The sequence below is a fragment of the Arachidicoccus rhizosphaerae genome (assembly GCF_900107765.1).
In the GTDB taxonomy this organism is placed as follows: Bacteria; Bacteroidota; Bacteroidia; order Chitinophagales; family Chitinophagaceae; genus Arachidicoccus; species Arachidicoccus rhizosphaerae.
Genome location: NZ_FNQY01000019.1, coordinates 70640 through 83327, shown reverse-complemented (window position 1 = coordinate 83327; position 12688 = coordinate 70640). Strand labels below are relative to the sequence as shown.

At 41.5% G+C, this 12688-nt stretch carries 10 protein-coding genes and 1 tRNA gene; 4 read left to right on the top strand and 7 right to left on the bottom strand.

All coding sequences use genetic code 11. The annotated features are described in order from the left end of the window. On the top strand, positions 1-320 hold a 320-nt coding region (locus BLU80_RS14750), incomplete at its 5' end, for an integrase core domain-containing protein (protein ID WP_139188164.1). A 104-nt stretch (positions 321-424) separates the two neighbouring features. On the opposite strand, the gene BLU80_RS14745 is transcribed toward BLU80_RS14750, so the two are convergent. The 4 genes from BLU80_RS14745 to BLU80_RS14730 all read right to left on the bottom strand — a co-directional run bounded on the left by BLU80_RS14745 (position 425) and on the right by BLU80_RS14730 (position 4041). After that, positions 425-658: an Arm DNA-binding domain-containing protein gene (locus tag BLU80_RS14745; protein ID WP_091399975.1), complete on the bottom strand. Its 234-nt coding sequence runs from the start codon at positions 656-658 to the stop codon at positions 425-427. Between the two features lie 255 nt (positions 659-913). Further along, positions 914-1002, bottom strand: a tRNA-Ser gene (locus tag BLU80_RS14740). Between the two features lie 84 nt (positions 1003-1086). Next, complete coding sequence (dnaA, locus tag BLU80_RS14735) at positions 1087-2520, bottom strand: chromosomal replication initiator protein DnaA (RefSeq protein WP_091399973.1); 1434 nt, start codon at positions 2518-2520, stop codon at positions 1087-1089. A gap of 774 nt (positions 2521-3294) precedes the next feature. After that, on the bottom strand, positions 3295-4041 hold the full coding sequence (locus tag BLU80_RS14730; RefSeq protein ID WP_091399970.1) for a lysophospholipid acyltransferase family protein: 747 nt from the start codon (positions 4039-4041) through the stop codon (positions 3295-3297). Positions 4042-4287: 246 nt separating this feature from the next. Here BLU80_RS14730 and BLU80_RS14725 point away from each other — a divergent pair, with 246 nt between their 5' ends. After that, on the top strand, positions 4288-5595 hold the full coding sequence (locus BLU80_RS14725; RefSeq protein ID WP_244518949.1) for an alkaline phosphatase family protein: 1308 nt from the start codon (positions 4288-4290) through the stop codon (positions 5593-5595). Between the two features lie 144 nt (positions 5596-5739). Here BLU80_RS14725 and BLU80_RS14720 read toward each other — a convergent pair whose 3' ends face one another. Then, complete coding sequence (locus tag BLU80_RS14720) at positions 5740-6462, bottom strand: YebC/PmpR family DNA-binding transcriptional regulator (RefSeq protein WP_091399968.1); 723 nt, start codon at positions 6460-6462, stop codon at positions 5740-5742. A gap of 149 nt (positions 6463-6611) precedes the next feature. Here BLU80_RS14720 and mutL point away from each other — a divergent pair, with 149 nt between their 5' ends. Then, positions 6612-8900 (top strand): DNA mismatch repair endonuclease MutL, encoded by a 2289-nt coding sequence (gene mutL / locus BLU80_RS14715; protein WP_091399966.1) that lies wholly within the window; start codon positions 6612-6614, stop codon positions 8898-8900. Positions 8901-9048: 148 nt separating this feature from the next. Here the strand turns inward: mutL and BLU80_RS14710 are convergent, their stop codons facing one another. Then, the gene (locus BLU80_RS14710) at positions 9049-10362 is read right to left on the bottom strand and encodes a replication-associated recombination protein A (protein ID WP_091399964.1); all 1314 of its coding nucleotides are present in this window, start codon (positions 10360-10362) and stop codon (positions 9049-9051) included. A 94-nt stretch (positions 10363-10456) separates the two neighbouring features. Here BLU80_RS14710 and mqnC point away from each other — a divergent pair, with 94 nt between their 5' ends. Next, positions 10457-11581: a cyclic dehypoxanthinyl futalosine synthase gene (gene mqnC / locus BLU80_RS14705; RefSeq protein WP_091399962.1), complete on the top strand. Its 1125-nt coding sequence runs from the start codon at positions 10457-10459 to the stop codon at positions 11579-11581. Positions 11582-11786: 205 nt separating this feature from the next. Here mqnC and BLU80_RS14700 read toward each other — a convergent pair whose 3' ends face one another. Then, a complete protein-coding gene (locus BLU80_RS14700) occupies positions 11787-12632 on the bottom strand; it encodes a hypothetical protein (RefSeq protein ID WP_091399961.1) in 846 nt (281 codons plus the stop codon). Between the last annotated feature and the right edge of the window lie 56 nt (positions 12633-12688).

The window sequence follows — 12688 nt, the reverse complement described above, 5'->3', positions numbered from 1 at the left end:
AGGCTATTGATACTTATGGTACCCCAGAAATCATAAACAGTGATCAAGGCAGCCAGTTTACCAGTGACATTTATATTGAACTTCTCAAAGCAAAACAAATTAAAATCAGCATGGATAGCAGGGGGCGCGCAATTGACAACATCTTCATCGAAAGGCTATGGCGTTCAATCAAATACGAATGTATATACTTAAGCCCGTGTGAGGACGGTCGAACTTTGCACTATCAAATCGATAACTATATGAGTTTCTACAATTATCACAGGCCCCACCAATCTCTTAATAATTCATGTCCCAGCAAGTTATATAAACATGCAGCATAAATGTAAGTATATTTGCACCAGGTCACCGCCTAACCAAGAAGAGGTATCCCTATTGCCTCTATTCTTAGAACCCAAAGAAATCTGTCTAAAGAATAGGGTCCACTTCAGAGTGCACTTTTCATTGCATCTAAATGCTTGTTGATTTCCTTGGCCTGCGGACTTCTACCTATGACCTTTTGGGTTTTAGAGTCCCAATGCGAAAACTCTACATATCGATTTGTGGAAATTTCTGCTCTTCGACCGTTGATGGTTATTCTAAGAGATAAAGGAACCTTGTCATTTTTTATTCTACCTTTTTTTGTCCAAATCAGGATAGAAAAGCTTTGATTTGTAATCATACCATTTTCGTTTTAAAAGTGAATCAAATTGATCTCTTTTGAATCCGTTTGATCTGCCTTAATCATCCTTGTATCAGTTTGTGTTACAAATAGTTACGGTGTCATTCGGTTACCAAAATTAGGGGTATGATTTGGTAACCGAATTGTTCCCTTTTAAGGTGGATTAGAATGGTATAAATTCGGTTGGGAAAAATAAAAAAACCGCCTAAATTATATAATTTAAACGGTTTTAAGTCAATTTGGATGCATTACCAGCGGTGAGGGCGGGATTCGAACCCGCGGTACAGTTTAACCCGTACGGCAGTTTAGCAAACTACTGATTTCAGCCACTCATCCACCTCACCGGTTTTGCTGAACACCATTCCTGTTGAATGGGAGGCAAAAGTAATTCGTGGTATCGTTATTTCCAAATTTTATTCGGTAAATTTTTACATGGATGCCAATTGGACTTTTTGGGTCAGCTCCAGGACATTTTCTTTGAAAATGGTATCCGTATCCATCAGGTCTTTGACCGTCTGACAGCTATGAATAACAGTGGTATGATCCCTGCCCCCAAAATGCTCGCCAATGGTTTTCAGAGAGTTTTTGGTAAAGTTCTTAGACAGATACATGGTAATCTGTCTGGCTTGTACAATTTCTCTTTTTCTGGTTTTTTCCAGCAGTCTATTATAAGGAACATCAAAATATTCACAAACCAGTCTTTGTATGGTATCAATGGTCACTTCCTTATTACTGGTCTTAATAATATTCCTTAAGACCTTTTTAGCCAGTTCTATATCAATTTCTCTTTTATTCAGAGAGGATTGGGCTAATAAAGAAATTAATGCGCCTCTGAGCTCCCGAACATTGGTATTGATATTGTAGGCCACGTATTTAACGACATCCGGAGACATGACCAGGCCCTCGTCTCTCATTTTCTGCTCAAATATCTCAATTCTAGTTTCATAATCCGGTACCTGAATATCAGCGCTGAGTCCCCAACGGAATCTGCTCAATAAACGATCTTGAAGACCGTCTAAGTCTTTAGGTGATTTATCAGACGTCAGAATGAGTTGTTTACCACTTTGCTGCAGATGGTTGAAAATTGCAAAAAACGCGTCCTGGCTTTTTTCAGCACGATTGAAAAACTGTACATCATCAATCATCAGCACATCTACCAGCTGATAAAAATTAATAAAATCATTAATTTGATTATTGCGGCTGTGGTATTGAAACTGGTTGATAAATTTTTCGCTGCTTACGTATAATACGACTTTGTTATGGTGTAACCTTTTAACCTCATTGCCTATAGCGTGGAGCAGATGCGTTTTACCCAGACCAGATCCGCCATAGATAAATAATGGATTAAAAGAGTTATTGCCCGGTTTTTCTGCAACGGTCTTACCTGCTCTTCTGGCCACTCTGTTACAATCTCCTTCTACAAATTTATCAAAGGTGTCCTCACTGTTTAACTGAGGATCAATCTGCATCTTTTTTATACCTGGAATGGCAAATGGATTTACATCACTGTTGCGATGAATTTTCATGGGTAAATCCAGTGTATTGGATACATCGGCCTTCCTTTGGGTAGAAGCCAGATCCATATGTCCCCTACCGCTGGTATTACCGCTATCAATCATGATACGGTATTCTAATTTAGCGTCCTTTCCCAGCTGTCTTTTTAAGGTCTTAGCCAGTAAGGTCACATAATGCTGTTCCAGATATTCATAAAAGAAGTTGCTGGGTACCTGTATCAGTAATACATTCCCTTTAAGCTCAATAGGAACAATCGGCTCAAACCAAGTTTTAAAGTGCTGCCATTCGACAATATCCTTGATAATATCAAGACAGTTCGCCCAAACAGATTCTGCCGTTTTATTCATAGTTACTTAAACGTATTTATATGTTATTACCAATTTTAAGGGGTAGAGGATTACAGAAATACCTGCACAATCATCATTTTATATTCCCGTAATTGTGTACGAAAGTGGCACAATAATGTTGAAAAAAAAAGTTTTTATTTTTAATTTTTTTGTGCATAGAATATTAATTAAATTCATTCCAAATAAATTATTGATAAATCCCCTTTAATCAGACCTCATGCGACTTTCAGCCAATTAATCTTTGTTTTTTTATTTGTTGTTTTCAAAATACAAATTTTACTTATGCAAAATTTACATTGAAAAAACTGTTTGTTTTTTGCACATAAGTCAGATTCAATTTAACTGCTGTGCGCTTACTGTTTTTATCCAACAGGCCTAATGCAACTTTTATACCCAAATAGGGCATAAAAATTATTTTTACCAATGTCGACAATTTACCGGACCTCACGTAAAAACCAAAAAATCTTTGGAGACTTTTCAGTAATGAGATCTCAGATAAATAGCTAAAAATTTGTATTAAAAAAATCCAGATGCAGCATCAATTGCCCGGCACACATTCTTCCCACTATTACTACAACAATTTTCCTGCATAATGCAATCTTGAACGGTAATTCTATTATAACAGACACCATTTTACAGCCTGGCACTCGTTAGGTCTACTTATAGGTATGATATTATAAGTTATAGCGGGCATTTTCTATGGTAATACTAACTTCTGTTTTGTTTAAAAATAATCCAGTTCAGGACGTTCTAAATGCGGCTAACAAGGTACGATTATTTTTTATATTTAATCAAAGCTTTTTCCATTTCTGAAAAAACTTTTTCTTTTAAAGCACCGGCATCCTTATCGGTTAAATCCGTAACAGGAATTTCGGGCAAATATACAGTTAGGCATCTGCCAGGCGTCATGCCAAAAAGGCTTGATGGCGGTATTCTGGCAGCTGTATCTAAAAATAAAACCGGTTGAATAGGAGTCTGCGTGGAGATTGCCATTTTGAAGGCACCATCGTAAAATTTACTCAAGGGGAGCCTCAATTCATTAAAGCCCCCTTCAGGGAATATAAATACGGAGATGCCCTCTTTTAATCTTTTGGTCAATTGGCGCATGCTGGCCGTTTTACTCGTGACAGATGCCCGGTCAACAGAGATAACGGCTGCCCGGTAAATAATACCGAACAAGGGTACCTTTGAAAGTTCCGCCTTACCGAGCACCCTGACCGACTGATGCATAGACCGCATTAACTGTGGAATATCTAGATAGGAACTGTGGTTAGCCACAAATATATAAGCCTTTTTTTTATCATGTGTTCCCTCGTGTATTTCCTTATACCGGAATCCTAATAAGAAGTACCAGCAGATAGCCCAGATCTTACAGGCGCCATAGATAATATTGCCTCCTCTTTTATAACTCACTACGGTGGTCAGAAGGGCAAATGGTATCACAAATAACATCAGCAGGCAAAACATGACAATGGCATAGAGTACATAAATTATTTGAACAAACCTTGCCACCTGCCTCATGTATAATCAGATATATTATTGAAATTAAATGTAATCTTCTGTACGGTTGCAAACCTACTTAAGGCAACCGTTCAATAAAAATAGGACATCCAGGTAACAATCAGTCAGGTATCTTTAATTTAATTTTGGTATAAATGGAAAATGCAGAACTTTGCCCCAGCGTAACGTTACTAGAAATTTTCAGTTTTTTTCACAAAGGCGCAGGGTTGGGTTGTTGCCTTTTTCGTATAAATAATATAATAAACAATGATGAAATTAAGCGGCTATTTAATAAAGGGGGCGGTGTTGTGCGGACTATGGTTTTGCATGCAAGGGCAATCAGCCGTAGCACAAAGCCAGGTAGATACCAGTCAGCAAATTGTTCCAGGCAGGGTAAACTTAAAGGCGCAGCAGCAGAAGCCTTATCTGGTCATGATCTCTATAGATGGTTTCAGGTGGGATCTGGCAGATAAGTACAATGCCCGGTTTTTGCAAAAAATGCGTGCCCAGGGCGTTAAGGCCCAATCTATGCAGCCCAGCTATCCCAGCCTGACCTTTCCAAACCATTATGCCATTATTACAGGCATGTATCCCTCCCATCACGGTATAGTAGATAATTACTTTTATGACCCGGTTAAAAAAGCCAGTTATAAGGTGGGTGACAAAAATGCAGTATTGGATAGCAGCTGGTATGGCGCAGAGCCCCTTTGGGTACTGGCCGAAAAAGCAGGCATGCTGACTGCCAGTTTTTACTGGGTAGGCACTGAGGCGGCTATTGATGGCGTTCGTCCAACTTATTATTATAATTATAATGAAACGATTCCCATTGATCATAGAGTAAGTGTAGTAAAAAATTGGCTTGAGTTGCCGCAGGACAAACGCCCTCATTTGATTACTTTTTATTTTCCGGAAGTAGATCATATGGAGCATATGCACGGCGTTGATTCGCCCGAAACACAGGCCGCGGTCCAGTATGTTGATCAAAGTATTGAAAAGTTATACGATAGTTGCATGGCCACCGGACTGCCTGTCAATTTCATCGTTTTATCTGACCATGGTTTTGCCAATTTAGATACAACCAAATATTTAAGCGTTCCAAAACTAGATACCAGCCATTATCTTATCAGAGGCGGAAGTGCTTTGACACATATCTATGCCAAGGATGAGCAGGGGAAGAAAAGTTTAAATAATCTTTATAAAGAATTAAAAACCAATGCGCAAAACTATAAAGTTTTTAAGGCTAGTAAAACACCCAAACGCTGGCATTACAGATCGAAGGACAATAAAGATGGCAGAATCGGTGATATTTTGCTGGTACCCTATCCGCCTTATTCCTTTTATTTTGGTGGCAGAAAAGGATTAGGGGCTCATGGTTTTGATAATCAGCTTCCAGAAATGCAGGCTACTTTTTATGCCTGGGGACCGAAGTTCAACCAGCACCAGGAAATTAAAAATTTTCCGAATATTGCTGTCTACCCGATGGCAGCCAGGCTGTTGGGATTAAAAATTCCGGTCAATCTAAAAATTGACGGCAAGCTGAAAACCCTGGCACCCATTCTTAAAAAGGATCAATAGCCATTGGCATTGCCGGGGCGTTACCCCCGGCCTGTCTAAATAAAAGATGCGCCCTTTGATACATTAAGTCTACTTGGTATCAGAGGGCGCATCTTTTTGGCCTGCATTTGTATAACAGCCCGTATATAGCTTTCGCAGGGAAAATTATCCCATATTATGAAAGACCTTATTTACATCGTCATCCTGTTCCAGTCTGTCAATTAATTTACTGACATCCTCGGCCTGTTCATCTGAGACAGGAACGGTAACGGTAGGAATCCATTCTGTTTCTGCGCTAAGCGGTGTGATATTTTTATCCTCCAGGCCTTTTTGCAGGTTCCCGAAATCAGTGAAGGCACAACGAAGCACGAGCACCGGATTTTCATGATCATCAACGGAATCTCCCATTTCTTCCAAACCGGCATCAATGAGTTCCAGTTCCAGTTCATCAGGATCTAATCCTTCCGGATTGAGTTTGAAAACCCCCATTTTTTTAAACTGGAAACTCACAGAACCATTCGTGCCCATTGAACCGCCTCCTTTATTAAAATGAGAACGGACATTGGCTACGGTCCGGGTGTTGTTATTGGTAGCTGTTTCTACCAGGATAGCTACGCCGTGTGGCGCGTAGCCTTCATATAAATGTTCTTCGTAATTTTCTGTATCATTACCCAGGGCTTTTTTAATGGCGGCCTCTACCCTGTCCTTAGGCATATTGACGCTCTTTGCATTTTGCATACAACGTCTGAGGGCTGCGTTTGTTTCTGGGTTACCACCTCCTGCCTTGACAGCAATGTTGATTTCTTTGCCTATACGCGTAAACTGCTTGGACATCTTATCCCACCTGGCAAACATGGTGGCCTTTCTTACTTCAAAAATTCTACCCATAAATTTTAATTGATGCGCAAAAATAAAGGTTATTATTGAATTTTGAAAACCGGAATCCCCCCTTATGGGGGTAAATCAGCCAAAAAAATTGCCAATTAAGCTTTAACTTCGTCGTTCGTTTATTCAATAATCAGAAAAGTCAGCATTACGTGGATATTATCAGGAAATTGCCGGACAATATAGCCAATCAGATCGCAGCAGGTGAAGTGATACAAAGGCCGGCCAGTGCAGTAAAGGAATTACTAGAAAATGCAATAGATGCCGGAGCAACGCATATACAGCTCATCATTCAGGATGCAGGCAAGGCCCTGGTGCAGGTCATAGATAATGGCAAGGGCATGAGCGAAGCCGATGCGGTTTTATCCCTTGAAAGGCATGCAACCAGTAAAATCAAAAAAATAGAGGATTTATTTGAGATAAAAACCATGGGCTTCCGGGGAGAAGCTCTGGCTTCCATAGCGGCCGTGGCTGAGGTGGAGATCAGAACCCGCCAGGCCGATCAGGAGCTTGGCGTCCGTATAGAAGCCTCCCATAGCACTATACAGCAAAAAGAGCCTTGTGCTGCTCCCAAAGGGACCAGCTTTAGTATGAAAAATCTGTTTTTCAACGTCCCTGCCCGCAGAAACTTCCTGAAAAGCAATGCTGCAGAACTAAGGCATATCATAGAGGAGTTTACCCGTGTGGCCCTGGCCTTTCCTGAAATTTTCTTTTCCCTGACCAGTAACGGCCAGGAAATGTTCCATCTGGATCCCGGCCCCATCAAAGCACGTATTGTACAGCTACTGGGCGCAAATCTGAAAAGCCAGCTGGTCAGTGTAAATGATGAAACGGACTATATAAATATCCATGGATTTATCGGCAAACCTGAAGTCTCCAAAAAGACCAGAGGAGACCAGTATTTTTTTGTCAACAATCGCTTTATTAAAAGTGCCTATTTGAACCATGCGGTAACAGGTGCATTTAATGAATTGATACCCAAAGAGAACTACCCGTTATATGTACTTTTTATTGATATAGATCCGAATCAGGTAGATATCAATGTTCATCCTACAAAACAAGAAATCAAGTTTGAAGATGAAAAAATCATCTATGCATTTGTGCGGGCAGCCATTAAACATTCCCTGGTTCAATCCAGCGTAGCTCCTTCATTGGATTTTTCCCTGAATCCCGAAATTCAACAATTAGATGCCGTCAATAAACCTTTCAATGACGCAACCCAAAAAGCCACTTCTGCCGGAGATCTTTATAAAACCTTTACGCAGAAAAACCAGGCACACTTTATAGAGGGATCTTCCCAGGGAAACTTAAAGAACTGGCAGGACTTTTTTAAACCTGCCGGCGGCGCATCCCCTAATCCAAAAGAAGGACTTATGGCCCCAGACCGCCTGGCTGATGACAAAAAATCAGAGAATTTCTCCCCTAAAGAACGTCCGGAGCAGTTCGGTAGCCAGGGACAAGAACCTAATAGAGACAGTGAAGCCAAAAGGATTGCAGACTTTTTAAATATGCCCGATGAAGATCCTGCTCCAGACACTGCCCCTGACACCGGACTACCCCTGAATTTACAACCGGGCAAAGGAGGCTATCAGTTAAGAGAGGATCCTGACGGCTTTTCTTCCCTGCCAACTGATTTACCGGATAACACGAGGGAACTTTTGCAAAATAAAGCCGGCAATCCGCAAAAAGCTCCGGGTTACTCATTAGATAACGGAGCGGATCAAAACGGGATGGATTACCATTCGGGGGCTACCGGTGAGCTCGGTCTGGATTATTTTGCATTAGCCGGCGCCGCCGGCGCTGCTGATTTAGGCCTTGGACTCGGCGCCTCCGTCGGCAAAGTAAAAAAAGCCATTGATCTGGTAGAAGGAGCTCCTTTATTGCAGATCCAACAAACCTATATTATTGCCCCGACCACGAACGGCTATGTGCTGGTTCATCAGCAACTCGCACATGAAAGGATTCTATATGAGCAGTTTAGCCATAAGTTGCATAAAAGTTCAGGAGCTTCCCAGCGACTTTTAATACCCTGCGACTTGCATATTTCAATGGCAGATGGCCTGCTGTTGGAAGAATTAAAGGATACGATTCAGGCACTGGGATATTATATTGAAAAAGACGACAAAGGAAATTATGGGGTAACAGCCGTTCCGGCGGATATGCCAACCGGCGGGGAAGCCAGGGCCATTGAACTGCTTTTGGAACAATTCAAGCATTTTAACAGTGAAATCCGATTTTCAAAAAAAGAAAAAGTGATTCGTTGCATGGCCAGGCAGCAGGCTGTCAAGGCCGGTAAAATACTGACCCAGGCAGAAATGCTCAGGCTAGTGGAAGATTTGTTTAATTGTGATATATCAGCACTTACCGCAGCAGGCGACAGTCCGACCTATATTGAGTTTAAAGAGGATTATCTGGATGGCCTTTTTGGTATCGGCAAATAATTATGCATGACTGCTTAATTATATAAAATACTGGTAATAAAAGATTTATATTATTTAACTTAATTATTACTTGATTTAATATCTTAAGTTTTTCATTCTGATTACCCAAGCTGAGAGCAGCCGGACACTACCAATAGGCAGGGGTCGATCAATATTTATATTTATCCTTCCAGTTCTCCTTCAGGTATTTTCTAAGGTCGTTTTCCCTGGGCGTAGGACCCGGATCATATAGTTTTGTTCCGGCCAGTTCATCCGGAAAATATTCCTGTCCGGCAAAATGGCCGTCAAAATCATGGGCATACTGGTACTCTTTGCCATAACCCATAGACTGCATTAGTTTGGTAGGGGCATTGCGCAGGTGCAAAGGCACGGGTAAATCACCGGTCTGTTGTACCAGTCGTTGGGCCTGACCGATGGCCAGATAACTGGCATTACTCTTTGGGCAGCTGGCCAAATAAGTAACACATTGAGACAGAATAATTCTGGACTCGGGATAGCCGATTTTAGTAACGGCATCAAAAGTGGTATTGGCCAGCAGTAAGGCGTTAGGGTTTGCATTACCAATATCTTCACTGGCAAATATCACCAACCGTCTGGCAATAAATTTAAGATCCTCTCCCCCTTCAATCATCCTTGCCAGCCAGTAAACAGCCGCATTGGGATCACTGCCCCGCATACTTTTAATAAAAGCCGAGATAATATCATAGTGCTGCTCCCCTTTTTTGTCATAAAGCGCAATTTTCTGATGGGCTACTTCTAGTACTGCCTGGTCAGTAATTTGTAAGGAAGCGTCCTTTGTTTTACCCTCTTTTTTATTTTGTCGGCCCACCCCCTGATTTAATAAATGCTGTACGGTCAGTTCCAGCAGGTTTAAGATCTTACGGCCGTCGCCTCCTGAAATCCTGATTAATGCTTCCGTCTCTTTGAGCTCTATTGGCAGACTTGAAAGCCACTCGTCTTTTTTAATAGAAAGTTTAATTAAATCTTCTAAATCATTTTTATCCAGTGATTTAAGATTATACACTTGACATCTGCTCAGCAAGGCAGCATTGACCTCAAAGGAAGGATTTTCCGTTGTGGCGCCTATTAGGGTGATGGTACCTTTTTCAACGGCTCCCAGTAAGGCATCCTGCTGGCTTTTGTTAAAACGATGAATTTCGTCGATAAATAATATGGCGCCCGTTTGCTTTTTGGCCAGATCCAATACCTCTCTGATATCCTTAACACCACTGCTGATAGCGCTGAGTTCATAAAAGGGCGCTGCTACCGTTTCAGCGATAATATGGGCGATGGTGGTCTTGCCTACGCCCGGAGGCCCCCATAGTATCATGGAGGGAACCCTGCCGCTTTCAATCGCCTTTTGTAAGATGGAGTTTTCCTGCGTTAAATGCTTTTGTCCTACCAAACCCGCTAAAGAGGTGGGTCGTATACGTTCTGCCAGTGGAGTTGTCGACGTTGCCATAAGACAAAAGTAACTAAACTGCCTGGATTTTAGTTTTTTGATACTGCCATCATAACAACAAAGGTTGTAACTTTGGAACCTATTAAAATTTGATATGGATTTAAGCAATTTATATAATAAAGCACTGAACCTGGAAGATTTAAGCGTGGAGGAAGGTGTCTTTCTTTATCACAATGCTCCGCTGGCGGAGCTCATGCAGGTCGCAGACACCATTCGCAAAAAACAGGTTCCGCACGGAAAAGTGACCTGGCAGATTGATCGCAACGTCAATACCACCAATGTTTGTATTGCCAATTGCAAATTCTGTAACTTTTTTAGGATACCAGGCCATAAGGATGCCTATATCACAGATATGGATACCTATCGGAAGAAAATAACCGAAACTTTAAGGCTGGGAGGTGATCAATTGCTGTTACAGGGAGGTCATCATCCGGATCTTGGGTTACAATTTTATGTAGATACCTTCAGCGCCATTAAAAATGAATTTCCACTGATTAAATTACATGCTTTGGGCCCCCCGGAAGTAGCCCATATCTGTAAAAGGGATGGCATCAGTCATAAAGAGGCGCTCACCGCATTAAAGCAGGCAGGAATGGATTCCTTACCGGGTGCAGGTGCTGAAATCTTAATTGACCGGGTACGCCGCTTAATCAGCAAAGGGAAGTGTGGCTCGGATGAGTGGCTGGAAATCATGCGCCAGGCCCATCAGCTCCATATTACGACCAGTGCTACTATGATGTTCGGGCATGTGGAAACCATTGAGGAAAGATTTATTCATCTGGTAAAAATCAGGGAGGTACAGCATGAAAAACCTGCTGACGCCAAAGGATTTTTGGCCTTCATTCCCTGGACTTTCCAGGACGTGGATACTTTATTGACCCGTATCCGTGGCGTGCATAACCTGACCACCGCTGATGAATATATCCGCATGATCGCACTATCCAGAATCATGCTGCCCAACATTAAAAACATCCAGGCCAGCTGGCTCACCGTAGGTAAAGCCACGGCCCAGATCTGCCTGCACGGCGGCGCTAATGATTTTGGCAGTATCATGATTGAGGAAAATGTGGTGAGCGCCGCGGGTGCCCCCCATCGCTTTACCTATAAAACAATTCAGGAAGCGATTCAGGAAGCCGGATTTGAACCCCAGCTTCGTAACCAGCAATACGAATGGCGTGAAATTCCTGAAACCATCGAGGAACAACTGATTAATTATTAGGAAAATCGCAGGATCAAGTGAGCGCCATTCAGGTTAGTTTTTTTGTAAATTAAATAATATAATTAACTAAATTTAAATTAGTTGTAATTATTTAATTAAGCTCGTTAAGCCTTCGGACACAGGATTATGGCAATCCCTCAAAACAAAGCCTGTAGTACATTTTTACTACAGGCTTTGTTTGAGGGAACTTTTACCGGATTACAGGTTACAGACCGGCGATTTTAAAATTTCCTACACCAATACGAGCTCCGTTATCCAGATTTGTGCTGGTGCTGATGTAAAAATATTTGGTTTCCGGGTTGGAAGCAAACATATCGGTATCCAGTACTTTTTCCTTGTCCAGGTATACCTGCATGTGTAATTTTTTGACGGTGACAGCTACATGCATTTTACCAATGGCATATCCTTCTAAAGGAAATTTAATCGTATTGTATTTTTTGTTGTCACTACTGGAATTTATAATCTCTTTATTCCAGTAATGAATCTCAGTTTGGGTTATCGCGCCTTCATTGTATGCATCTCCGATATAATTGGAAATCGCATTGTTATGGGCAAATCCAAAAGAGATACTATTTAAATCCCTTGCTTCCCCTTTGCTCAGGGTAATAATATCAAATTCTACGGTAAAATCCTCAGGCAAGGGCTGATCATTTTTTAGTTTATAAGAAGTGAACTCCTTTAAAAACAGCCATTTGCCGGGAAATGTTGAAACTGTTCCAATGGATCCGCTGCCACTGGATTTCCAGTGGGATGCCATCTCTCCGGTTATGTCTGCGGCAAAATCATCAAAATAAATACTATCGGTCCCCTGGACAAAGGTATAGGGCAACTCCGCTGACGCAAGGGCCTTTTGGTTAATGGTCGTCTGCGCATTGTCGGCACCATTTGTCGTTTTTGAACTGATATCTCCATCCAACGCCTTATCAACCTTGTTCTCTATTTTATCTGAGACTTTGTCTTTTAATCTTTTTAGCAATTGCGCCTGCGCCTGGTTAACCAGCATACAGGAAGCCGCAAACAGCAGGCTTAGTGATAGGAATGATTTTTTCATGGTTTTTAATTTTCTATGGGAATGATCTGCAAATTAACTAATTATCAACAGACTTA

Bases quoted from the DNA above. Each gene is read 5' to 3' on its own strand.
- BLU80_RS14745 (WP_091399975.1), bottom strand. From the start codon at position 658: ATGATTACAAATCAAAGCTTTTCTATCCTGATTTGGACAAAAAAAGGT.
- dnaA (WP_091399973.1), bottom strand. From the start codon at position 2,520: ATGAATAAAACGGCAGAATCTGTTTGGGCGAACTGTCTTGATATTATC.
- BLU80_RS14730 (WP_091399970.1), bottom strand. From the start codon at position 4,041: ATGAGGCAGGTGGCAAGGTTTGTTCAAATAATTTATGTACTCTATGCC.
- BLU80_RS14725 (WP_244518949.1), top strand. From the start codon at position 4,288: ATGATGAAATTAAGCGGCTATTTAATAAAGGGGGCGGTGTTGTGCGGA.
- BLU80_RS14720 (WP_091399968.1), bottom strand. From the start codon at position 6,462: ATGGGTAGAATTTTTGAAGTAAGAAAGGCCACCATGTTTGCCAGGTGG.
- BLU80_RS14710 (WP_091399964.1), bottom strand. From the start codon at position 10,362: ATGGCAACGTCGACAACTCCACTGGCAGAACGTATACGACCCACCTCT.
- mqnC (WP_091399962.1), top strand. From the start codon at position 10,457: ATGGATTTAAGCAATTTATATAATAAAGCACTGAACCTGGAAGATTTA.
- BLU80_RS14700 (WP_091399961.1), bottom strand. From the start codon at position 12,632: ATGAAAAAATCATTCCTATCACTAAGCCTGCTGTTTGCGGCTTCCTGT.